The following is a 22,902-nucleotide window of genomic DNA, read 5'->3' on the forward strand; positions in this document are numbered from 1 at the left end:
CGTGAGAAAACCTGGCGGTCAAACTGACAGCCAACCTGACAGTCAACCTGGCAGTCAAGGAATCCCAACGCCCCCCCCCCACCCCCCCCGGACCACCGTCGTTACCTGTTTTGCACCGGGTAAGGGACGTTTACGGTGCCTCGGACCCCAGCAGGTGGACGTGGATCATGTTCGTGTTGCCCTCGGTGCCGGGCGGGGAGCCGGCGACGATGACCACGGCATCCTCGGTGGAGTACTCGTCCTGGGCCAGCAGGATCGAGTCGACCTCCTGCATGATCTCGTCGGTGGTGGAGACCTCGCTGGTGAGGAAGGACTCCGCACCCCAGGTCAACGCCAGCTGGTTCCGGATCTCCTGTCGCGGGGTGAACACCAGCAACGGCAGGTCGGAGCGCAGCCGTGCCACACGGCGGGCGGTGTCACCGGAAGCGGTGAAGGCCACCAGGGCGCGGGCGTTGAGCCGCTCGCCGATGTCCTTCGCGGCGAAGCTGATCACACCACGCTTGGTCCGCGGGATGTGCGACAGCGGGGGCACCTCACCGTCGACCTCGGCGGCGGTGACGATCCGGGACATGGTCTTCACCGTGTCGATCGGGTACTTACCCACGGAGGTCTCACCGGAAAGCATGACCGCGTCCGCACCATCGAGCACCGCATTGGCGACATCCGAGGCCTCGGCACGGGTCGGGCGGGAGTTATCGATCATCGAGTCGAGCATCTGGGTGGCGACGATGACCGGCTTGGCGTTCTCCCGGGCGATCTGGATCGCCCGCTTCTGCACCAGCGGTACCTCCTCCAGCGGGACCTCGACACCGAGGTCACCACGGGCGACCATGACGGCGTCGAAAGCCAGGATGATCGGCTCGAGGGCGTCGACGGCCTCCGGCTTCTCCAGCTTGGCGATGACCGGCACGCGACGGCCGACCTCGTCCATGATCTCATGGACGAGCTCGACGTCGGCCGGGGACCGCACGAAGGACAGTGCGATGACGTCCGCCCCCATGGTCAGGGCGAAACGCAGGTCGGCGATGTCCTTCTCGGACAGGGCCGGCACCGAGATGTTCATCCCGGGCAACGAGACACCTTTGTTGTTCGACACCGGGCCGCCCTCGACGACCTCACAGACAACGTCGTTGCCGTCCACTGCCTTGCACACCAGGCCGACCTTGCCGTCGTCGACGAGCAGACGGTCACCGGGGCTGGCGTCCCTGGCGAGCTGCTTGTAGGTCGTCGACACCCGGTCGTGGGTCCCGTCGACGTCATCGACGGTGATGCGGACCTCTTCACCGGTCTCCCAGTAGGTCTTCTCGTCGATGAACCGACCCAGCCGAATCTTCGGGCCCTGCAGGTCGGCGAGCACGCCGACGGAGCGACCGGACGCCTCTGCGGCGGCCCGGACCCATTCGTAGTTCTGCTGGTGGTCGGCGTGTTCACCGTGGGAGAAGTTGAGGCGGGCCACGTTCATGCCCGCATCGACCAGCTCACGGATCTTCTCGGCGGAGGCCACGGCGGGCCCCAGGGTGCATACGATCTTGGTACGTCTACTCACCTCACCGAGAATAGCCCCGAGGACCGACCACCGCTACCGTCGGGTGGAGTCTTCGGCGTCCTCGGATGCCGCGGAGGCGCCGTCTGCACTCTCGGTGCCGGTACCGGACGCTGCGGTGCCTGCGGTGTCGTCTGTGCCGTCTGTGCCGGCGGTGTCAGCATCCTCGCCGTCCTCACCCTCCACCGGCGGACCGAAGACATACTCCGGCTCCTCACGGGTGCGATTGCGGGTGACCAGGAACAGTGCGACCGCCCCGACGAAGACCACCGCGGAGACCACCGTGTTGATGCGGATGTCGCCGAACACCGTCGTCGCCGAATCGGTACGCATCAGCTCGATGAAGAAGCGTCCGAAGGTGTAGCCGGCGACGTAGAGCATGAACACCCGGCCGCCGCCGAGTCGGAACCGCCGGTCCGCCCACACCAGGACCAGGACGATCAGCAGGTTCCACAGCAATTCGTAGAGGAACGTCGGCTGCACGGTGGCCAGGACGAAGCCGTCGGAGACCCCGTCCATCTGGTCGATGTTGCCGTCCTCGTCGACGCGTCGATAGATCTCCAAGGCCCACGGGGCGTCCGACTCCCCGCCGTAAAGCTCCTGGTTGAACCAGTTGCCCAGCCGTCCGATCCCCTGGGCGAGCAGGATCGGCGGCGCGACGGCGTCGGCGAAGGGTGCCAGCGGAACCTTCTTGTAGGCCAGCACCGCCCACACGGCCAGACCGCCACCGATGACGGCACCCCAGATTCCCAGACCGCCATTGGTGATCTTGAAGGCGTCAACCCAGTCCCGGCCCTCCCCGAAGTACAGGTGGTTGTCGGTGATGACGTGGTAGATACGTCCACCGACGATACCGGCGGGCACCGCGGCGATGGCGGCGTCGATGACCGTCTCCGCGCGGCCACCACGGTCCACGTAGCGTCGGATGGTCCACCACACGGCCACGACGATGGCGGCGAGGATGCACAGTGCGTAGGCGCGCAGGGTGATCGGACCGAGCTGCCACACGCCCTGCGGCGGGGACGGGATGGCGGCGAGAATCTGGGTGTCCAGCATCAGCGACGCACCCCCGCCTCGAGCTCGGCGGCAAGGGTGTCGAGTGCCTCGACCCCCTGGGCGGCGGCGGTGATCAGCGCGGAGCCGACGATCACCCCGTCCGCGTAGGACGCGATGGCGGCGGCATGGTCGCCGGTCTTCACTCCCAGCCCCACGGCGACCGGCAGGTCGGTGGTAGCCCGGGTGCGCTCCACGAGGTCCCGTGCGTCGCCGGAGACATCGTCCTGGGCACCGGTGACGCCCATGTGCGACTGGGCGTAGATGAATCCTCCCCCGGCGTTCACGGTGAGCTCCATACGCTCCGGGGTGGTGGACGGTGCGACGAGGTAGACGTTGTCCAGACCATTGGCCTCACAGGCGGCGGTCCAGCGCTCGGCCTCCTCCGGCAGCAGGTCGGGGATGATCGAGCCGAGACCACCGGCGGCGGCCAGGTCGGCGGCGAACTTCTCCGGCCCGTACTGCAGGATCGGGTTCCAGTAGCTCATGATCACCGCGTTGCCACCGGCCTCGGTGACAGCCTTGATGACGGTGAAGGTGTCACGGACCCGGAAGCCTGCCTCCAGGGCGGTCGTCGCCGCGTCCTGGATGGTGGGCCCGTCCATCATCGGGTCGGTGAACGGGATGCCCACCTCGATGAGGTCGGCACGGCGCGCCAGGGTGGTGGCCAGTTCCACGGACCCCTCGACCGTCGGGTAACCCGCCGGGAAGTAGCCGACGAGGGCGGCACGGCCCTCGGCCTTCGCCGAGGTGAAGATGTCGGACAGTGCGCTCATCAGTTGTTCTCCTCGGTATCGGGGTGCAGGTTGAACCAGTTCGCCGCGGTGTCGACGTCCTTGTCGCCACGCCCGGAGACGTTGACGATGAACACCGGACGCTGTCCCTCACGCTCAGCAGGTAGGCTGCGGGTGCCGTCGGCGTACTCGCGGGCCACCCGGACAGCCAGTGCCACGGCATGGGCTGACTCGATGGCCGGGATGATGCCCTCGGTGCGGGTCAGCAACCGGAAGGCGTCCATCGCCTCGGCATCGGTGACCGGCAGGTACTCGGCGCGACCCTTGTCGGCCAGGAAAGAGTGCTCCGGGCCGACGCCGGGGTAGTCCAGGCCGGCGGAGATCGAGTGGGACTCGATGATCTGTCCGTCATCGTCCTGCATCAACGCCGCGAAGGAGCCCTGGAAGACACCCTCCTTGCCGACGGTGATCGGTGCGGCGTGGCGTCCGGACTCCACGCCGTCGCCACCGGCCTCGCCCCCGATGATCGCCACCCCCTCGTCCTCGATGAAGGGGTGGAACAGGCCGATGGCGTTGGAGCCGCCGCCGACGCAGGCCATGACGGCGTCCGGCAGGCGTCCGGTCTCGGTGAGGATCTGGGCGCGGGCCTCGACGCCGATGATCCGCTGCAGGTCACGCACCATGGAGGGGAACGGGTGCGGGCCGGCTGCGGTACCGAAGCAGTAGTAGGTGTCCTCGGCGTGGGAGACCCAGTAGCGCATCGCCTCGTTGATGGCGTCCTTCAACGTCGCCGAGCCGATGGTGACCTCCACGACCTCGGCGCCGAGCAGCCGCATCCGGGCGATGTTCAGGGCCTGACGCTTCGCGTCGACCTCGCCCATGTAGATCCGGCAGTTCAGCCCCAGCAGCGCACACGCGGTCGCGGTGGCCACACCGTGCTGGCCGGCACCGGTCTCGGCGATGACATCGGCCTTGCCCATGCGCTTGGCCAGCAGCACCTGTCCCAGCACATTGTTGATCTTGTGCGAGCCGGTGTGGTTGAGGTCCTCGCGCTTGAACCAGACGTCCGCACCGACGGTGTCGGAGAACTTCGCCCCGTAGTACAGCGGGGACGGCCGCCCGGTGTAGGTGCGGTGCAGCTCATCGAGCTCGTCGAGGAAAGCCTGGTCCACCCGGGCCTTCGCCCAGGAGTCCTGGATCTCCTCGATTACGGCCATCAGCGCCTCGGGTACGTAGCGTCCGCCGTAGTCCCCCCAGTGGCCACGGTCGTCGGACTCGTTGGTCGTCGACGCGGCGACGACCTCCCCTGCGGTCGGCAGGCCGAGCGTGTTCTTGAAGTCGCGGTTGTCGTTCCCGGATGGTGTACTCACACCCGGAAACTGTACCTTACGGTGCCCTACTCCGACCGGAAGGCCGGGTGCTGACCGGCGGCGGCGAGCGACCGGCAGGCCTGACCCGGGTTGGACGAGGTGACCAGCCCCTCGCCCACCAGGATGGCGTTGGCGCCGGAGGCGGCGTAGGTCTGCATGTCACTGGCGTTGCGCACACCGGACTCGGCGACCTTGACCACCGAGTCCGGCAGTTGCGGGGCGATCCGGGCGAAGACCCCCGGGTCAACCTCCAGCGTCTTCAGGTTGCGGGCGTTGACGCCGATGACCTTGGCACCGGCGGCGACGGCGCGCTCGGCCTCCTCCTCGGTGTGCACCTCCACCAGGGCGGTCATCCCGAGGGATTCGGTGCGGTCCAGCAGCGCGGTCAACCGGTCCTGGTCCAGGGCGGCGACGATGAGCAGGATGACGTCCGCACCGTGGGCGCGTGCCTCGTGGATCTGGTACGGGGTCGTGGTGAAGTCCTTGCGCAGCAGCGGGATGTCGACGGCGGCACGGACCTTGTCGAAGTCGGCCAGGGAGCCGTGGAAGCGTCGCTCCTCGGTGAGGCAGCTGATCACGGCCGCACCGTTGGTCTCGTAGGCCTTGGCGAGGATCTCCGGCTCGGGGATGTCGGCCAGGTGCCCCTTGGACGGGCTGGCCCGCTTCACCTCGGCGATCACGCTCACCGTCGAGGAATCCGGCGAGGACAGGGCAGCCAGCGCGTCCAACGGCTCCGGCGCACTCAAGGCCTGCGCCTTGATGTCCTCGAAGGGTACGGCGGCTTCACGACGGGCGGTGTCCTCCAGGACACCGGCGATGATCGCGTCGAGAATGGTGGGCTGCTCTGCCATGGGTCCTCCTGGTAGCCGAATAGACGGAACTGCTACATGTTATCGCCGGGAGGTGTCAGAACCGGAATCGGGGTCGTCCTCGCCGTGAGGTGCATCACGGTCGGTCGGGTCAACTCCGGCGTCCAGGGCATCCCACATCACCCGACCAGAGTCGGGGTTGTCGTCGAGGTCCTGTTCCACGCCCTCCCGCCGGGCTTCAGGGGTCTCGTACTTGCTGTGCCCCTTGCGCTCTGCACCGGGACGCATGACCATCAGGACACCACCGACGATGCCGGCGGAGGCTCCCAGGAGCAACAGCACCAACGGCCCGGTGTGCACCGAGGCGTCCACCACCGTGGCCCAGTCGGAGATCTCCGTGGGATCGTTCTCCCGTCGGGTCGCCGCCCCACTCGACAGTAGGGAACGGGCGCGTTCCAGATCCGGGTCGGTCGTCAGCAGGGTCACCGCGGCGACCCCGCCCAGCGCCGACAGCGCCGCGGCGATCACGCCGAGGACCCGGCGCACCACCGGACGCACCGCGAAGGACAGGATCAGCATCGCCAGCAGAGCCAGCGCCACCGGTGTGCCGGCCGGGTCCCAGACGGAACCGTTGAGGGTTTCCACCGAGGAACCACTCTTGTCGTCGTCGACCTGCACGGTCAGCCAGGTCATCTGGCCGGCCCCCCACAGCCCGGCGGCGCCGAGCAGGATCAGGAACATGGACAGGGTGCGTCCGGTCAGTCGTCTCACTCGATGGTCTCCATGGTTTCGGCGGCGGCGACGGCGCGGAGCACCGCGAGGGCCTTGTTCCGGGTTTCGTCGTCCTCGGCCTCCGGGTCGGAGTCGGCGACGATGCCGCCACCGGCCTGCACGTACACCGTGCCGTCCTTGTACAGGCCGGTGCGGATCGCAATGGCCTGGTCGGCGTTACCCGAGAAGTCGAAGTAGCCCACGGTGCCACCGTAGACACCACGGCGGGTGTCCTCCAACTGGTCGATGATCGACAGCGCCGAGGGTTTCGGGGCTCCGGAGAGCGTGCCGGCGGGGAATGTGCCGATGAAGGCGTCCACCGCGGTCTTGCCCTCCGCCAGCCGACCGCTGACCCCGGAGACCAGGTGCATGATCGCGCTGTAGCGCTCCACATGCCGGAAGTCGTGGACCTCCACACTGCCGGGCTCACACACCCGTCCGACGTCGTTGCGTCCCAGGTCCACGAGCATCAGGTGCTCGGAGTTCTCCTTCTCATCGTTGACCAGCTCCTTCTCCAGCAGCTGGTCCTCCTCGTAGGTCGCGCCGCGGGGGCGCGAACCGGCGATCGGGAAGGTGGTGACCCGGCCGTCGGAGACCTGCACCAGCGACTCCGGCGAGGAGCCGATGATCTGGAAGGCGGTCTCCGCGAAATCCTCGTCGGGCACGTTGACCAGGAACATGTAGGGGCTGGGGTTGGCGACCCGCAGCATGCGGTAGATGTCGATGCCGGGCACCTGGGTGTCCAGCTCGAAACGCTGGGACAGGACGATCTGGAAGGCGTCACCGGCCAGGATGTGCTCCTTGCACTCCCCGATCCGGCGGATGTGCTCCTCACGGGCGCGCTGGCGGCGCGGCTGCGGGTCCGGGGTGGAGAACGTCACCGACGGCAGGTGTTCGTCGGTGGCCAGCCGGTCGGCCATCTCGTCGATCCGGGCGACGGCGTCGTCGTAGGCCTCACGCACCCGCTCATCGGAGCCGTCCCAGTTCACCGCGTTGGCGATCAGCCAGATGGTGCCCTCGTGGTGGTCCACCACCGCGAGGGTGTCGGCGAGCAACTGCACCATGTCTGGGACCTGCAGGTCATCGGTGCAGGTGTCCGGCAGGTCCTCGATGTAGCGGATGATGTCGTGGCCCATGTAGCCGACCAGGCCGGAGGTCAGCGTCGGCAGGCCGGGCATCGGCTCGGTGTGCAGCAGTTCCAGGGTCTGCCGGACGACCTCCAACGGGTCTCCCCCGGCCGGAGCGCCCTGCGGCGGGGTACCGATCCAGTGGGCGTCGCCGTCCTTGGCGGTCAGCGCGCACCGGGCGCCGGTACCGATGAAGGTGTGCCGGGACCATGACTGGCCCGGGGCGGCGGACTCGAAGAGGAAGGTGCCGGGGCGTCCGCCGGCGAGTTTGGTGTAGGCGCTCAGCGCACTCTCTCCGTCGGCGAGCACCTTGCGGACGACCGGGACCACCCGGTTACGGGCGGCGTGGGTGCGGAAGGTCTCGAAACTGGTGACCTCGTAGGGGTTGTGCACGGTCTCTTACTCCTCGAGCAGCAGGTCGGCGTCGAAACAGGTGGTGTCCCCGGTGTGGCAGGCAGCGCCAGTCTGGTCGACGGTGACCAGCAGGGTGTCACCGTCGCAGTCCAGGCGAACTTCGTGGACGTACTGGGTGTGGCCGGAGGTGGCCCCCTTCACCCAGTACTCGGACCGGGAACGCGACCAGTAGGTTCCCTTGCGGGTGGCCAGCGTGTGCGCCAGGGCATGGTCGTCCATCCAGGCGAGCATCAGGACGTCACCGCTGTCCTTGTCCTGCACGATCGCCGGAACCAGGCCGGTGTCCGTGCGGGTCAGGCGTGCGGCGATCGCCGGGTCGAGGACGTAGTCTGCAGGGTCGGCAGGGTCGGCAGAATCGGCAGGGTCAGTCACCGGCGCACCTCGATCCCCTCGGCTGCCATGGCGTCCTTCACCTCATCGAAGGTGACCTCCCCGAAGTGGAAGATCGACGCGGCGAGCACGGCGTCCGCCCCGGCCTCGACCGCCGGCGGGAAGTGCTCCGCGGTGCCGGCACCGCCGGAGGCGATGACCGGGATCGACACGGCCTCGCGTACCAGACGGATCAGCTCCAGGTCGAAGCCGTCCTTGGTGCCGTCGCCGTCCATGGAGTTCAGCAGGATCTCACCCACACCGAGCTCCTCGCCCGTCTTCGCCCATTCGATGGCGTCGAGACCGGCGGACCTCGACCCACCGTGGGTGGTGACCTCGAAGCCGGAGGGCTGCGGGTCACCGTCCGCCGGCACTCGGCGGGCATCGACGGACAGGACGATGCACTGGGCACCGAAGCGGTCGGAGAGCTCACGCAGCAACGCAGGGCGCACGATCGCCGAGGTGTTCACCGACACCTTGTCGGCACCGGCACGCAGCAGCTGGTCGACATCCTCGGCACTGCGCACCCCGCCACCGACGGTGAGCGGGATGAACACCTGGTCGGCGGTGCGGCGCACCACGTCCAGCATGGTGCCGCGGCCGTCCTTCGACGCCGAGACGTCCAGGAAGGTCAGCTCGTCGGCACCCTCGGCGTCGTACCGGGCGGCGAGTTCCACCGGGTCGCCGGCGTCACGCAGGTTGAGGAAGTTGACCCCCTTGACCACCCGGCCGTTGTCGACGTCCAGGCACGGGATGACCCGTACTGCGACACTCATCTGATTCCTCCCCGGTCCATGATTTCCTGGGCATTGCGTGCGGCGGTGCCGATCGGCACCGAACGGATGTGTTCGAGCAGGGTGGCGTGCACCTCCGGCTCGCCGGCCACCAGGCCGGAGACACCGGGACGCCACGGGTCACCGTTGAAGTCGGTGACCACGCCACCGGCCTCCCGGACGTGCAGCAGCCCGGCGGCGTTGTCCCACAGGTTCGGGCTGAAGGTGACTGTGCCGCCGAAAACACCGGCGGCGGTGTAGGCCAGGTCGATGCCGCAGGAGCCGGTGACCCGCATGCGCGGGTAGCTGCGTCCGATGGCGTTGAGCATGTCCTGACGGTAGGACACCGGCAGATTGCCTCGGCGCTGCGACAGGATCGAGCCGAAGCTGATCTGCGTGATCCCCGGGTCCGAGGGCGGCAGCGGACGGGCCGGGTGCCCGTCGACGAAGAGCCCGTGGCCCTTGCTTGCGGTGATGCGCTGGCCGAGCAGCGGCATCTCGGTCACCGACACCACGGCCTCACCGCGGTGCACCAGGGAGACCAGGATGCAGCAGAAGGGGTTGCCGACGGCGTAGTTCGCTGTGCCGTCGATCGGGTCGACGACCCAGCAGGTCTCCGGGAGTTCGTCCAGACCGGGGTTCTTCTCGGCCTCACTGCGGTCACTGCGTTCGCGACGCGGTCCGTCGAGGTCGTCGGCGAGGTCGTCGTTCGGGTTGAAGTCCACCGGGTCGCCCGGGCGCACCACCCCGTACTCCTCACCGTGGACCGGTAGCCCGGTGTACTGGGTCAGCAACGTACGCAGCTGACGCTCCACGGACAGGTCCGCCTCGGTCGCGAAGTCGCCCGGACTCTTCTGCACCGACGGTTCTGCACCGACGGCGGCGGTGAACGTCGCCTCCGCCTCGTCGACCGCGGCCTCAGCGATCGACAGCAGTGCCCGGGTGTCGAGTTCCTCACTCACCGGAATCACCCCCCGGCACCGCGGCAACGGCGGCCAGCGCCTCCTCGAGGGTGAACTTGCCGGCGTACAGCGCCTTGCCCACGATCGCGGAGTCCACGCCCTCGTCGACCACGCCTGCCAGGGCACGCAGGTCGTCCAGGCTGGAAATACCGCCGGACGCGACGACGGGGGCGGAGGTCGCCGCGGCGACGTCGCGTAACAGGTCGATGTTCGGGCCGTTCAGCATGCCGTCGCGGGAGACGTCGGTGACCACGAAACGGGAGCAACCCTGGGAATCGAGGCGCTCGAGGACCTCCCACAGGTCACCGCCGTCGGAGACCCAGCCTCGGCCGCGCAGCCGCCACTCACCGTCGACCTGGCGGGTGTCCAGGCCGATGGCGACGCGGTCGCCGTACTCGCCGATGATCTTCTCGCACCACTCCGGGTTCTCCAGGGCGGCGGTACCGATGTTGACCCGACGGCAGCCGGTGGACAGGGCGCGCTCCAGCGACTCGGTGTCGCGGATGCCGCCGGAGAGCTCCACGTCCACGTCGAGTTTGCCGATGACGTCGTTGAGCAGCTCGAAGTTGCTCCCCTTGCCGAAGGCGGCGTCGAGGTCGACCAGATGTACCCACTCGGCTCCGGCGTTCTGCCAGGCCAGTGCGGCGTCCAACGGTGCGCCGTAGCTGGTCTCGGTGCCGGCGGCCCCCTGTACCAGGCGCACGGCCTGTCCATCGGCGACGTCGACGGCGGGGAGCAGGGTAAGAGTCATCGGGGTTCCTTAGATGAGATCGAGATGAGGTCTGGGTGGGGTCTAGAGGGTGTCGAGCCAGTTGGAGAGCAGCCGGGCACCGGCGGCACCGGACTTCTCCGGGTGGAACTGGGTGGCCCACAACGGGCCGTTCTCCACCGCGGCGACAAACCGGCAGTCCTCGTGCTGTGCCCACGTCACCGAGGGTGCGGTGGTGTGGCCGTCGGTCTCCAGGTCCCAGGTACGGGCACCGTAGGAGTGCACGAAGTAGTAACGCTCGTCGGGGTCTGCTCCGGCGAACATGGTGCTGTCTTCGGGTACCTCGACAGTATTCCATCCCATGTGGGGAAGCACGGAGGCGCTCAGCTTGGTGATGCTGCCGGGCCATTCCCCGCAGCCCGGTCCGCCGGTTCCCTCGGCACCGTAGTCGAACATGATCTGCATGCCGACGCAGATGCCGAACACCGGCCGTCCCCCGGACAGCCGTTCACCGATCATCCGCGGGCCGTTGACTGCCTTCAGCCCCTCCATGCAGGCACTGAAGTTCCCCACCCCGGGGACCAGCAGGCCGTCCGCCTCGAGGACGGTCTTCGGGTCGCTGGTCACGGTGACGACGGCTCCGACGTGCTCGAGGGCACGCTGCGCCGAACGAAGGTTGCCGGATCCGTAGTCCAGGAGCGCCACCGTCGGCGCTGTTGTCTCCACCATGACCGCAGATTCTACTAGGCCGCGGGGTCGTTGCACTGCGTCGGGTACGTCTGGCCCGTTCACTCTCTGCGGTTGAACGTCCGGAATCCGGAATGCCACGTCCACACCGGATGGTCCGTGGGGATCATCCCATCACGTTCCTTCCTGGAACGGGGGTTCTCCAGGTTGAACACAACGGTGTCTCTCACCTGTTCGATGATGGCGTCCATCTCGTTCAGGACGCTGTCCTCCGGATACCGCAGCAATGTCCACCCGAACCTCGCAACGGTGTTGCCTTTCCAGCGGTCCTCGACGAAATCCTCCGGCTTCGCCGACCGTGAGGAGTGGTACCGGCGACTGTCGATCTCGATGCAGACCTTCGCCTCCGGGATGACCACGTCGAACCGGTAGCCCAGGACCATGGTGTTCACCTGAATGGCGACATCCACTCCGTCCAGGGCTTTCACGATTCCCCGCAAGGCCATCGCCTCCAGGTCGCTGGCGGTCCCGACGACCAGTCCGTCGATGAGGTCGGTCGCAGGTCCGCGGTAGCGTGGCGGAAGTTGTGCCAGGTCCGCTGCGAGCTGCTCTGATCCCCTGATCCCGTTGTAGGCCCTGGCCAGGAACTGACGGAGTCTGTCTCGACCAAGCTCCGGGCAATGCACCGCGGTCTCGATCGCCGACGTTGCGGGGACCGAGTTGACCAGTCTCACGTGTGAAGATGCAGTGGCTGTCATCGTGAGTAGTCTGCCCCCTTTGGTGCTCTTCCCCCGGGGAACTTTCGCGAGTGCCGGCCAGCTCATCTCGGTGATCCCCCAGAGAAATGCGGCGGTAGGTCCTACGTAGTGGAGCCCTGGACAGTTCCAGGCCAGCATGTGGAGGATCCTCCGATCGTCCGGTTCCTCTCGGCAGTACAGTCCCCGCTCCACGCGGTGGAGCTTCTTCTCGGCCACCGCCGTCGCGATGTGCTGTGTCGTCATACCGATCGCACGCAGTTCCCTGGTGCGCCAGTACATGCGGTCGCTGATGTCAGTCACGGATCCCCCCGAGGAGTCAGGTTTTGTGTCAGGACGCGCCCCCTGGTCGCGTCGTTGCGACCGATTCTACGTTGTCTGGGCTCCGGCCGTCCTCCGGTAGTTCTTCGGGTCTCATTTTTCGCGATTCGATGGCACGTATTCACGAAAAGTGAGACCCGTAGAGCGAAGACAGCAGAACGCAGACCGAAGAACGCAGGTCGTCCTGCTCAACTCACTGTCCGGAACGCAGCTGGCGCAACCGGGTCCGGATGTTGTCGTGTTCAGCCACCCGGTGCTTACCCATCACCCGGTCGCCGGCCAGCGTCACGGTGCCGATGGAGACCAGCCCGGCGCCGACGAGGAACGCCCCGCCGTAGCCGGTGGAGGACGCCGTGACACCCAGCACGGAGGAACCGGCACCGGTGCCGGTGTCGAAGGACATGTTCCACACCGCGGACGCCTCGGACACCCGCTCCTTCGGCATGCGGGCGAACATCATCAGCAGGGTCTCGGACTGCACCGCGCCGAAGCCCAGGCCGAAGACGGCGGCCACGGCCAGGACGGCCATAACCAGGACCGCCCCCTCTGGTCTGACCTGCAGAAGCAGGGTCATCCCTGCCATTCCCCCGGCACAGAGCAGGGACGCCCAGACGACGACATGCCCGGGTTCGCCGACCCGGTCCGACCACCACCCGGAGATCGTCCGGCCCAGGATCTGACCGGCGCCGATGACCGCCAGAGTGATCCCGGCCAGTGTCGCAGCCGCTCCCTGGTCGATCTCCCCTACCGAAGGTGCGGTGAAGGAGGAGAAGGCACCGAAGCCCATCGCGGCGGTACACAGCCCCACCACCGGGACCAGCGCCAGCTTCCACAGCGGGACGTGAACCTCTCCCCCGGCATCTCCGGTGCGCACCACCGAGGCAACGGCCGCCTTGAGCTTGGGCACTCCGGTAGCGCCCACCGCACCGATCAGACCGCAGACGGTGGCGATGATGTAGACGACGTTTCCGGCGCTGCTGTACAGCGGCAACCCCACACTGAAACCGATGATCTCGCCCAGGCCGATCGCCGCACCGAAGAAGGCGTTCGCCCGTCCCAGTTTCTTCGGTGGCACCAGCTCAGCGAGCAGGGCTGACTGGGCCACGGTGACGGCACCGAATCCCACGCCGCGGATCGCGGAGACCGCCAGCACCATCGTCGACCCACCGTCGATGAGGTACAGCACCGAGGGCACCCCGAGCAGCAGGGCACCGCCGACCAGGACCGGCACATAGCCGAGTCCACGGAGCACCCTGGGCACGAAGGCCTGGGTGATGACGGTGGCGAGCATGAAGACGCCGGTCGCCAGGCCGGCGAGGGTCTCCCCGTACCCGGCGTCGAGCATGTCCACCGGGATCACGGCGAGCAGCATCGACCAACCGAGGAAGGCCATGAAGGTGCTCAGCAGGACAAGGGGGAAGCCCTTGACCTTGAGGACCGCCAAGGCTGAGTCGGACTGATTCACCGTCGGGCTCACAGAGTCCCCTTGGTGGACGGCACCCCCGTCACCCGTGGATCAGATTCGACGGCGGCGCGCAGTGCACGGGCGACGGCCTTGTACTCGGCTTCGGTGATGTGGTGCGGGTCGCGGCCGTAGAGGCAGCGTACGTGCAGGGCGATGCGGGCGTTGTACGCCAGCGTCTCGAAGAAGTGCTGGTTGATCACGGTGGCGTAGTGGCCGCCGATGACGGTGGTCAGCATGGTGTCCGGCTCCCCGGTGCCCACGAAGTAGGGACGGCCCGAGACGTCCACCACGGCCTGGGCCAGGGTCTCGTCCATCGGGATGTAGGAGTCGGCGAAGCGCCGGATGCCCTTCTTGTCGCCGAGTGCCTCGGCGATGGCCTGGCCGAGCACGATGGCGGTGTCCTCCACCGTGTGGTGGGCGTCGACCTCGATGTCACCCTCGGCGTACACGGTCAGGTCGAAGCAGCCGTGGGAGCCGAAGGCGGTGAGCATGTGGTCGAAGAAGGGCAGGCCGGTGGCGATGTCGGTCGTCCCTTTGCCGTCGAGATCGATCTCGACGGTGATCGAGGACTCCTTGGTCGCCCGCTCGATGCGTGCTACTCGGTTGCTCACGTGTGTTCTCCCATGATCTTGTCTGCTGCAGCGAGGAAGGCGTCGTTCTCCGCCGGGGTTCCCACGGTCATCCGCAGGTGGCCGGGGACGCCGACGTCCCGGATCAGGACGTCCAGGTCGAGGAACCTCTGCCAGGTCTCATGAGCATCTGCGCCTGCAGGTGCCCGGAAGAAGATGAAGTTGGACTCGCTCGGGACCACATCGTATCCCAGGTCGCCGAGCGCCGCGACCACCCGGATGCGCTCGGAGCGCAGCACGGCGACGGTCGCGAGCGTCTCATCGGCGTGGCGAAGTGCGACGGTGGCGGCGGCCTGCGACAGGGTCGACAGGTGGTACGGCAGGCGCACCAGCATGACCGCCTCGATGAACGCCGGGGATGCCACGAAGTAGCCGAGGCGCCCTCCGGCGAAGTCGAAAGCCTTGGACATGGTGCGCGAGACCACCAGGGTGGCCGGGTAGTCGGCGAGCAGCCGGGTGGCGCTGGGTTCGTCGGAGAATTCGGCGTAGGCCTCATCGACGATCACCACGGCGCCGATCTCGCGGGCAGCCTCGATGAGTCGGCGAAGGTCGTCCACCGTGGTCACCCCACCGGTGGGGTTGTTCGGGGTGGTGACGAAGACGATGTTCGGACGCTTCTCCCCGATCGCCGCGACGGCGGCGTCGATGTCGATGTCGAAGTTCTCGCCGGCGCCGGAGAGACGCGGCACATCGATGAACTCGGTCTGGGTGCCGGACGCCAGGATCGGGTGCATCGAGTAGCTCGGGGTGAAGCCGAGTACGCTGCGACCCGGCCCGCCGAAGGCCTGCAACAGCTGCTGGAGCACTTCGTTGGAGCCGTTGGCCGCCCAGACGTTGTCGCGGGTGACCTCGACGCCGGTCTGGCGGGAGACGTAGGACGCCAGCTCATCGCGCAGCTCGACGCTGTCGCGCTCCGGGTAGCGGTTGAGGGTGGCCCCCAGCCGCCGGACCTCGACGACGAGGTCCTCGACGAGCCCCTCACTGGGCGGGTAGGGGTTCTCGTTGGTGTTGAGCTGGTTGGTGACGGTGAGCTGCGGGGCACCGTAGGCGGACTTGCCCTGCAGTTCAGGACGCAACGGCAGGTCGGCCAGGGTCAGGTCGTTCTGCTCTGTCACTGCTGGTCTCCGTTCTCGAATCGGGCCTTCACTGCCTCGCCGTGGGCGGGCAGGCGTTCGGCGTCGGCCAGGGCGATGACCGTGTCGGCGACATCCTTCAGGGCGCTACGGTCGTAGTTGATGACGTCGACGTGCTTGAGGAAGGTGTGGGTGGACAGGCCTGAGGAGTGTCGGGCTGTGCCGGAGGTCGGCAGCACGTGGTTGGAGCCGGCGGCGTAGTCGCCCAGCGGCACCGGTGAGTAGTGGCCGACGAAGATGGCGCCGGCGTTGGTGATGCGGGCGGCCACCTTGGCGGAGTCTGCGGTCTGCACCTCGAGGTGCTCGGCGGCGTAGGCGTCGGCGACGCGGACAGCCCCGTCAAGGTCGTCGGTGAGGATGATCGCGGACTGCTCGCCGGTGAGCGCTTCGGCCACCCGGTCGGAGTTCATGGTCACCTGGTAGCGCTCGGCGACCTCCCGCTCGACGGCGTCGGCGAGCTCGGCGGAGTCGGTGATCAGTACCGAGGCGGCCATCGGGTCGTGCTCGGCCTGGCTGATCAGGTCGTAGGCCACGGCCACGGCATCGGCGGTCTCGTCGGCGAGCACGGCGATCTCGGTGGGGCCGGCCTCGGAGTCGATGCCGACCACCGAGCGGCACAGTCGCTTGGCGGCGGTGACGTAGATGTTGCCCGGGCCGGTGATCATGTCGACCGGCTCGAGGGTGGCCTGCTCGCTGCCGTCACCGCTGTCGCCGTAAGCCATCAAGGCCACGGCCTGGGCGCCACCGACGGCCCAGACCTCGTCGACACCGAGCAGGGAGCAGGCGGCGAGGATGGTGGGGTGCGGCCAGCCGCCGAAGTCGGCCTGCGGCGGGGAACTGACCACCAGCGAGCCGACACCGGCCTCCTGGGCGGGCACGACGTTCATGATCACCGAGGAGGGGTAGACGGCCTTACCGCCGGGCACGTACAGACCCACCCGGTTCACCGGGATCCACCGCTCGGACACGGTGCCGCCGGGTGCGACCTCGACAGAGGCGTCCTGCGGGACCTGGGTGGCGTGGAAGGTGCGCACCCGGGAGATCGCGTCGGTGAGCGCCTCGGTGATCTTCGGGTCCAGGTCGCGGGCCGCGGCTTCGATGACCTCGGCGGGCACGCGGACGGAGTCCGGACGCACAGAATCGAAGTTCTCGCCGTACTCCAGGGCTGCCTCGGCACCGCGGTTGCGCACCGCCTCGACCACCGGGGTCACCGCCCCGAGGACATGGTCGATGTCCGTTCCTCCACGGGGCAGGATGCGGCGGAGTTCGGCGGTCGTGAGGGTCTGTCCCCTCAGGTCCAGGCGCGAGAGCATGGCGGGTGATCTTCTCCAGGGGTCGTCGGGTATCGTTAACTGATTCTAGCCAGTACAAGACTGAAGAAAGGACGGAGGGTCTCCCGTGGCATCACAGTTGTCTCTCGCCGAACTGCTGCAGGCGTCTGCCGACGCTGCCACGGCCGGCGACCACACCACGGCCTGGCGGCTGACCAGTGAGTTCGGGACGCGGCACTGGGTGGACGAGGCCCCGGAGGTCACTGAGGGCACTGAAGGCACTCGGGCCCACCTGGTCACCGAGTTCCATGTGCTGCGTGCCGCGGTAGCCGACCGCCTGGAGCTGCACGCCGAGGCCGCCGAGGCGGTCCACGCCTGGCGGTCTCGTGCCACCGAGACCGGCGACCATGCCTCAGCTGTGCTGGCATCCTCGGCATTGTGCCTCGTGGCGATGGTCGTGGAGTCCGACAACGCCCCGTTGGAGTCCTTGGCCCCCTCCGAGGCCCTGCTGGCCGACCTGCGGGACGCCCTGCGCACCTACTCCCCTGCTGGGGACACTACCGGTGATTCCCTCACCCGCCATGAGTCGATGTGCCTGTCGTTGGCGGCGATGGGCGGACTGACCTGTGCGACCTCACTGGAGTCCCCGCTGCGGGAGACCTTCCGGACGCTCGCCGAGAAGTTCACCGCCCCGTCCACCTCCTCGGCGACCAACGACCGGATCCTGACCCGGGCCCAGCAGCTCCACGCCGACGGCGAGATCGCCGCGGCGAAGGAACTCGTCGTCGCCCTCCTCGATGCCGAGTCCCCGACCACCCGCTACGAGGCCCACGACCTGATGGGCTACTTCGCGCTGACCGCCGAGGACAATGATTCGGTGCTGGAGCACTGGCGGACCTGTGCAGAGATCGCCCTGGAGCTCGGCGCCCCGCTGGAGGGTGTCCACCGGGCGGAGCAGGCCTGCCAGCTCCTCAACGCCGAGGGTGACTACACCGCCGCCTACGACCTGGCCTGCCGTTATGACGAGGCATGCACCGGCGCCCCGGTGTCACCGGCGCTGCTGAACCTGCAGGCGGTACGGGCCCGGGCCGCCCTCGGGGTCGGGAACCTCGACGAGGCCCGCCGGTTGGCAGAGGCCACCGCCGACTGGTCGATGCTCACCCCCGACGCCGAGCGGACGCTGGCATGTCTGACCATGGCCTCTGTCGCGGCGTCCTCCGCCGGTGACCATGTCGGCACCGCCGCCCTGCTGGAGCGCAGCTGCGTGCTCTACCTGGAGCTGGGCCGTCCACTGGCTGCCTCGCAGTCGCTGCGCACCGCCGCCCGGGAACAGCTCAACGCCGAGGCCACCTCCCGGGCGATCGAACTGATGGAGCGCGCGCGGGTGATCCTGGAGGACGCCGAACGGGCGCAGGACGAACCGATGCTCAGCTGGCACCTCGGCGACTGGAACGAGGACATGTCGGCGATCTGGGAGGAGGCCGGTCGCGAGGACCTGGCCCTGGAGTACGCCACCCGGGCCGCCCAGTCCTTCACCGATGCCCAGGATCACAGCAGTGCCGCGCTGAACTGGGTGGCTGCGGCGTCCCTGCACCTGGAGCGTGGCGAGGACACCCGCTGCGACATCGCCCTGGACCGTGCCCACGGCGAGCTGCTGCTGGTGCCCGAGGAAGTCCCCGAGGAGACCGACGGCGCCCACGGTGATGTCGGTGATGTCGGTGCCCCCGGGAGCCCGGCGTGGCAGGCGTACCACGAGCTGCGGCACCTGCGGGGCAATTAGCCGGCTATCGGCTGAACGCCTCGTCCGGGGAGAAGAGTGCGCACGCCCAGTAGGTGATTGCCGCGGCCGCCGGTGCAGCAAGGTAGCCGATGGCACCGGAGATGTGCGCCAGGATCGACAGAGTGTCCCCCGGGGACACGTCCCCCTCGACACTGTCGCCGCCGATCGCGTCGGCCAGGGAGTTCCCGAAGAGCAGGAACACCGCCGACCCGACCAGGGCCAGGGCGATGACCACCAGCATCGCGACCGGGCCGCGCAGCGCTGGGGTGCGCCAGAAGGCCCAGGCACCGAGCAACCCACCGAGCAGTCCGGTCACCACGGCGTAGACGGCGAAGGCCTCGAACGGCGCACCGGTGCTGGACGGGTCGACCACCACGCCACCGCGGTCGGAGACCACCGCGGTCACCGCCGGACGCCACCACCCCCACAGAGCCCCGGCGACGCCGAAGACCACGAGGAAGACGGTGACGGTCTTGGCCGCCTGGTTCAGGACGGGGGATGTCATGCGCTGGCGCAGGTCTTCCAGGCGCCATCCTCACGCACGTAGGTCACCAGCTCGGTGTTTCGGTTGCCGCCGAGAGTACGGTCGACGTTCGCCGTCGCCCGGTCACCCTGGACCTGGATGTCGTTGACGCCGTGGACGTCGGGGATGTTGCCCTGACCACCGGCGACCTCGCTCCACATCTCGTTCTCCTTGCGTGCCTCACCGATCTGCTCGCGGTAGGAGTCGCGTCCACCCAGGCGGTCGATGTCGGCGGTGCAGGTGTTGTCGTAGACGTACTGCATGTAGTCGGCGTACGGACGGTCACCGGCCAACCCCTCGGAGACCGCGCGGATCTGCGCGGCGTCGCCCTCGGATGCGGCGGGGGCGCCACGCTGCTCCGGCTCGTCCTCGCGCTGGGCCTCTGGGTCCTGCTCAGGGTCCTGATCCTCGGGAGTCTCCGGCTCAGTTTCCGGGGCGGACTCGCTGGCCGACGGGGTCTCCGACTCCTCGCTCTGCGTGGTGCTGGTCGTCGTGTGCCCCGTTGTCGCCGAGGCCGAGGTGGTTTCCTCGTCCCCGTCGGAGTCCGACCCGCAGGCGGCGAGTCCGAGCGCGCTGACCATCATGGCGGCCAGTGCTGCCCGGCGAACACCCCTAGCGTTCCCACGTCGAGTCATTGATGGTTCCCTTCTGGTCGGACGGTAGACGTTACGACACTACATCGTTTACGACCCGTCCACGTTAGCAGCAGCACGTACACTTGAGCACCGTGGTCACTGCACATCTGAACCGGGAACGTATCCTCACCGCGGCGTTCGAGATCCTCGACGAATACGGCCTCGGCGACCTGACGATGCGTCGGCTCGCCCGGCACCTTGACGTCGCCCCTGGTGCCCTGTACTGGCATTTCCCCAGTAAGCAGGAGCTCCTCGGCGGCATCAGCGACCGGATCCTCGGTGAGGACGGGGCGGCGGACGACGCCGCCGAGGCGGCACCAACCTCGGCCATTGCCGATTGGCGCACCGTCGCCCACGCCACCGCGGCGACCCTGCTGGACCGGCTGCTGTCCACCCGCGACGGTGCCGAGATCGTCTCGGCCGCACTAGCGTCCGGCACCGCCACGGCGGATCCCGCCGAGCGGCTCACCGTCGCACTGCAGGACGCTCCGGACGCCGGGCTGGCCGGCTGGGTGCTGACCCGCTACCTGCTGGGGGCGGCCACCGACCTGCAGACCGCCGTCGCCGCCGGTGCCGAGCCGCGCCCGGTGGCACACGTGATGGCGGGTGTGGATCTCGTGCTGGGTGGAATCCCGACCGAGCCCACCGGCTAGGATCGGGGATTATGAACAGCGTCACCGCCCACGGGTCCACCGTCGAGATCACCACCGCCGGGGTCACGGTCCGCCGCGGGGCCATGGCCCAGAACCTGCTGCCTGCGGTGCTGGAGGTGCCCGCCGAGCAGCTGCGTGGCTGGTACCACCAGTCCCCCACGCCGACCTCGCCGGGCTGGATCCAGTTCAGTCTCACCGATGCCCCGGAGGGATCCGTCGAGCGTCCGGTACGGGGTTTCCCGGCGACTCGCGGGGCGGCGAATATCGTCGTCTTCGCCCCGGGCCAGGACACGGAGTATTCCGCGGTCCACCAGACACTGGTGAACCTCCAGGCCGGATACCCGCTGGACGACATCACCGTCACCCCGGACCACGCGGACAGCGCTGAGACCCCGGCCGATGCCGGCACCGACAAGACAGGCTCGTCCGCCGCCGCCAGCGCGTCCGGCAAACCCCTCACCGGCAACGCCGCCCCCGTCGAGCAGGACGCCCTGTTCGCCGTCGAGGACAAGCCCGCCCCCAAGCGCGGAAACTGGCGGGCGGTCGCCACCCCGGACACCATCCCGGAGCCGAACGCCGAGGCCGACGCCAACAACCCGGTCTTCGGCCAGAACGTCACCGTCACCGGCGACTTCGCCCCCTACGAGAAGGGTGAGGTGTGGGACATGATCGCCGAGGCCGGTGGCACGGTCGGCAAGAATGTCACCAAGAAGACCACCCTGCTGGTCATCGGCGAGTGGAACTCGGTGACCAGCAAGGAGAAGCGTGCCCGGGAGCTCAAGGAGAAGGGCCAGGAGATCATGCTGTGGACCTTCGACGAGTTCCTCGCCGCGCTCGGCAAGTCACGTCGTCCGGATCTCGAGGACGTCAAGGGAACCTCAGCACCCTTCTGAGGCGTCTATAGAAGGTATGAGCCTTCTTCCGCCGAAACTGCACCTGCGCATCATCGCCGAGGTGCCCGACCCCTACGAGCCGACCTCCCCAGTCAGCATCCCGTTGGGGGCCGGACTGTGCGCCACCGTGCTCGACGGGGACACCGCGGTAACCACCGGTGACCTCGAGACCCTGTCCGCCACGGCCAGCAGGTTGTGGCAGGACGCAGCCTCCGCCATGCTCACCACTCTCGGCGACCTGACTGCCGCCCACGGCACCGCGCTGCGCCACCGTGATCTCGGCGACGGGGTCCGCGAGATCGCCGTCGTCGACGAGGTGTTCCCCGCCGCCGGGCTGATCGCCCATCCCCTGCTCGCCACCCCGACTCACCGAATGCTGTCTGCCCTGGCCGACTACCGGGCTCCGTCCGGTGGTGCTCTGGTGGTCACCCTCGACCAGCGGTTGCTGGTGACCTCCACCGGGCAGCTCCCGGAGGGCCATGGGGAACTGTTGTCACCGCCGCTGGACATGTCTGCCGGGTACTGCCGTGAGGTCGGGCTAGAGTCGGTGCCATGAGTACCAGTGCACTGCGCGACTTCGACAACTGGTTGGCCGCCCATCCCACGGTGGTCACCGACGTGAGTGAGGTCGTCTCCGAGGAGCTTTCGGACGCCGGCATCAACTTCGACCAGGTGTCGGTGCGGATCAAGAACCGGGGCAGCTACCTGCGTAAACTCCGCGACAAAGAGCACCCGGACTACCGCGACTTCGCCTCCGCGCACGATGTGCTCGGGGTGCGGGTGACGGTGTTCACCACCTCGGAGATCCCATTGCTCGTCGGGGTGATGCGGGGCATGTTCGACGTGCACTCGGTGACGGACAAGACCGCCCAGACCGCGGCACAGGGCCTGTTCGGCTATGCCTCTCGTCACGTCATCGCCGCCATCGACGGTTCCATCCTGCCGGAGTTGCGCGGGTACGACGGCCGGCTGATCGAGGTGCAGCTACGCACCGTGCTGCAGCACGCGTGGGCGGAGTTCGAGCATGATGTGCGCTACAAGAACCCCGGCTATGAGCTCACCCCGGAAGTGCACCGGGCGTTCACCCTGGCCGCCGGGTTGATCGAGGTCGCCGACCAGCAGTTCGACATGATCGCCCGGAACACCACCGACCACGACTCCTCCACCGAGGACACGGAACTGACCGCGGCGACGCTGCCGGGCGTGCTCACCATGATCGTCGGTTCGGGGTACCCGATGTCGAAGGCTGAGTACTACGGTTTCGCCATCGACATGCTCGCCGCCAATGGTGTGACGACCATCGGCGAGCTCGAGACGCTGTGCGACCCGGAGACATTGGAGGGGTTGAAGGACGTGATGGGTTTCGGTTACCCGCCCGGACAGGTCCGTCTCGTCGATGACCTGCTGCTGTACACCTACGGCCGAGATCACATCCGACGTACCGTCCACATCGGGGACCACCCCGAATCCCGACCCGGCCGCCTCGGAAACCGCTGGCAGCGGATGGGTCAGAAGCAGAAGGA

At 68.1% G+C, this 22,902-nt stretch carries 24 protein-coding genes; 5 read left to right on the top strand and 19 right to left on the bottom strand.

What is annotated here, in order from left to right; translation table 11 throughout:
• Positions 1–130 precede the first annotated feature (130 nt).
• The 17 genes from pyk to hisD form a co-directional block, all read right to left on the bottom strand.
• Positions 131–1,546, bottom strand: a complete 1,416-nt coding sequence (pyk, locus tag ACTXPP_RS10430) for a pyruvate kinase (RefSeq protein ID WP_301494238.1) — start codon at positions 1,544–1,546, stop codon at positions 131–133.
• A gap of 33 nt (positions 1,547–1,579) precedes the next feature.
• Positions 1,580–2,599, bottom strand: a complete 1,020-nt coding sequence (gene lgt / locus ACTXPP_RS10435; protein WP_301524656.1) for a prolipoprotein diacylglyceryl transferase — start codon at positions 2,597–2,599, stop codon at positions 1,580–1,582.
• Complete coding sequence (trpA, locus tag ACTXPP_RS10440) at positions 2,599–3,372, bottom strand: tryptophan synthase subunit alpha (protein ID WP_301494234.1); 774 nt, start codon at positions 3,370–3,372, stop codon at positions 2,599–2,601. Before trpA ends, lgt begins: the two co-directional genes overlap by 1 nt.
• A complete protein-coding gene (gene trpB / locus ACTXPP_RS10445) occupies positions 3,372–4,700 on the bottom strand; it encodes a tryptophan synthase subunit beta (RefSeq protein ID WP_301524657.1) in 1,329 nt (442 codons plus the stop codon). Before trpB ends, trpA begins: the two co-directional genes overlap by 1 nt.
• 26 nt (positions 4,701–4,726) lie before the next feature.
• Positions 4,727–5,551, bottom strand: coding sequence for an indole-3-glycerol phosphate synthase TrpC (trpC, locus tag ACTXPP_RS10450; RefSeq protein WP_301495148.1), 825 nt, complete (start codon positions 5,549–5,551; stop codon positions 4,727–4,729).
• Between the two features lie 39 nt (positions 5,552–5,590).
• Positions 5,591–6,280, bottom strand: a complete 690-nt coding sequence (locus tag ACTXPP_RS10455; protein ID WP_301495150.1) for a TIGR02234 family membrane protein — start codon at positions 6,278–6,280, stop codon at positions 5,591–5,593.
• The gene (locus ACTXPP_RS10460) at positions 6,277–7,800 is read right to left on the bottom strand and encodes an anthranilate synthase component I (RefSeq protein WP_301495152.1); all 1,524 of its coding nucleotides are present in this window, start codon (positions 7,798–7,800) and stop codon (positions 6,277–6,279) included. The genes ACTXPP_RS10455 and ACTXPP_RS10460 overlap by 4 nt, the downstream gene beginning before the upstream one ends.
• Positions 7,801–7,806: 6 nt before the next feature.
• Positions 7,807–8,193, bottom strand: coding sequence for a phosphoribosyl-AMP cyclohydrolase (gene hisI, locus ACTXPP_RS10465; RefSeq protein ID WP_301520396.1), 387 nt, complete (start codon positions 8,191–8,193; stop codon positions 7,807–7,809).
• Positions 8,190–8,966 (bottom strand): imidazole glycerol phosphate synthase subunit HisF, encoded by a 777-nt coding sequence (gene hisF, locus ACTXPP_RS10470; protein ID WP_301495156.1) that lies wholly within the window; start codon positions 8,964–8,966, stop codon positions 8,190–8,192. Before hisF ends, hisI begins: the two co-directional genes overlap by 4 nt.
• Positions 8,963–9,925, bottom strand: coding sequence for an inositol monophosphatase family protein (locus tag ACTXPP_RS10475; RefSeq protein WP_301520397.1), 963 nt, complete (start codon positions 9,923–9,925; stop codon positions 8,963–8,965). The genes hisF and ACTXPP_RS10475 overlap by 4 nt, the downstream gene beginning before the upstream one ends.
• Positions 9,918–10,676, bottom strand: coding sequence for a bifunctional 1-(5-phosphoribosyl)-5-((5-phosphoribosylamino)methylideneamino)imidazole-4-carboxamide isomerase/phosphoribosylanthranilate isomerase PriA (gene priA, locus ACTXPP_RS10480; RefSeq protein WP_301495160.1), 759 nt, complete (start codon positions 10,674–10,676; stop codon positions 9,918–9,920). The genes ACTXPP_RS10475 and priA overlap by 8 nt, the downstream gene beginning before the upstream one ends.
• A gap of 42 nt (positions 10,677–10,718) precedes the next feature.
• A complete protein-coding gene (gene hisH / locus ACTXPP_RS10485; protein WP_301495162.1) occupies positions 10,719–11,363 on the bottom strand; it encodes an imidazole glycerol phosphate synthase subunit HisH in 645 nt (214 codons plus the stop codon).
• A 59-nt stretch (positions 11,364–11,422) separates the two neighbouring features.
• Positions 11,423–12,379, bottom strand: a complete 957-nt coding sequence (locus ACTXPP_RS10490; RefSeq protein WP_301495164.1) for a type IV toxin-antitoxin system AbiEi family antitoxin domain-containing protein — start codon at positions 12,377–12,379, stop codon at positions 11,423–11,425.
• 211 nt (positions 12,380–12,590) lie between these two features.
• Positions 12,591–13,862 (bottom strand): MFS transporter, encoded by a 1,272-nt coding sequence (locus tag ACTXPP_RS10495; protein WP_301495166.1) that lies wholly within the window; start codon positions 13,860–13,862, stop codon positions 12,591–12,593.
• A gap of 8 nt (positions 13,863–13,870) precedes the next feature.
• Positions 13,871–14,473 carry an imidazoleglycerol-phosphate dehydratase HisB gene (gene hisB / locus ACTXPP_RS10500; protein ID WP_301495168.1) on the bottom strand — a complete coding sequence of 201 codons (603 nt, stop codon included), beginning with the start codon at positions 14,471–14,473 and terminating at the stop codon, positions 13,871–13,873.
• Positions 14,470–15,606, bottom strand: coding sequence for a histidinol-phosphate transaminase (locus ACTXPP_RS10505; protein WP_301495169.1), 1,137 nt, complete (start codon positions 15,604–15,606; stop codon positions 14,470–14,472). The genes hisB and ACTXPP_RS10505 overlap by 4 nt, the downstream gene beginning before the upstream one ends.
• On the bottom strand, positions 15,603–16,937 hold the full coding sequence (gene hisD / locus ACTXPP_RS10510; RefSeq protein WP_301495172.1) for a histidinol dehydrogenase: 1,335 nt from the start codon (positions 16,935–16,937) through the stop codon (positions 15,603–15,605). The genes ACTXPP_RS10505 and hisD overlap by 4 nt, the downstream gene beginning before the upstream one ends.
• Positions 16,938–17,022: 85 nt before the next feature.
• On the opposite strand from hisD, the gene ACTXPP_RS10515 reads away from it, so the two are divergent.
• Positions 17,023–18,675 carry a hypothetical protein gene (locus ACTXPP_RS10515; RefSeq protein ID WP_443342058.1) on the top strand — a complete coding sequence of 551 codons (1,653 nt, stop codon included), beginning with the start codon at positions 17,023–17,025 and terminating at the stop codon, positions 18,673–18,675.
• Between the two features lie 4 nt (positions 18,676–18,679).
• Here the strand turns inward: ACTXPP_RS10515 and ACTXPP_RS10520 are convergent, their stop codons facing one another.
• Both ACTXPP_RS10520 and ACTXPP_RS10525 read right to left on the bottom strand, forming a co-directional pair.
• On the bottom strand, positions 18,680–19,180 hold the full coding sequence (locus tag ACTXPP_RS10520) for a hypothetical protein (protein ID WP_301495176.1): 501 nt from the start codon (positions 19,178–19,180) through the stop codon (positions 18,680–18,682).
• Complete coding sequence (locus ACTXPP_RS10525) at positions 19,177–19,833, bottom strand: hypothetical protein (protein ID WP_443342060.1); 657 nt, start codon at positions 19,831–19,833, stop codon at positions 19,177–19,179. Before ACTXPP_RS10525 ends, ACTXPP_RS10520 begins: the two co-directional genes overlap by 4 nt.
• A gap of 92 nt (positions 19,834–19,925) precedes the next feature.
• Here ACTXPP_RS10525 and ACTXPP_RS10530 point away from each other — a divergent pair, with 92 nt between their 5' ends.
• From ACTXPP_RS10530 to ACTXPP_RS10545, 4 genes are all read left to right on the top strand, one after another.
• Entirely contained in the window at positions 19,926–20,486 is a 561-nt protein-coding gene (locus ACTXPP_RS10530) for a TetR/AcrR family transcriptional regulator (protein ID WP_301495180.1), read from the top strand.
• Positions 20,487–20,497: 11 nt separating this feature from the next.
• Positions 20,498–21,379, top strand: a complete 882-nt coding sequence (locus ACTXPP_RS10535) for a BRCT domain-containing protein (protein WP_443342062.1) — start codon at positions 20,498–20,500, stop codon at positions 21,377–21,379.
• A 16-nt stretch (positions 21,380–21,395) separates the two neighbouring features.
• On the top strand, positions 21,396–21,935 hold the full coding sequence (locus ACTXPP_RS10540; protein WP_301495183.1) for a hypothetical protein: 540 nt from the start codon (positions 21,396–21,398) through the stop codon (positions 21,933–21,935).
• Positions 21,932–22,902: GTP pyrophosphokinase (locus ACTXPP_RS10545; RefSeq protein WP_443342064.1), on the top strand; the 971-nt coding region annotated here is incomplete at its 3' end. The genes ACTXPP_RS10540 and ACTXPP_RS10545, both read left to right, overlap by 4 nt.

The sequence above is a fragment of the Candidatus Corynebacterium faecigallinarum genome, from assembly GCF_052264515.1.
GTDB classification, from domain to species: Bacteria; Actinomycetota; Actinomycetes; order Mycobacteriales; family Mycobacteriaceae; genus Corynebacterium; species Corynebacterium faecigallinarum.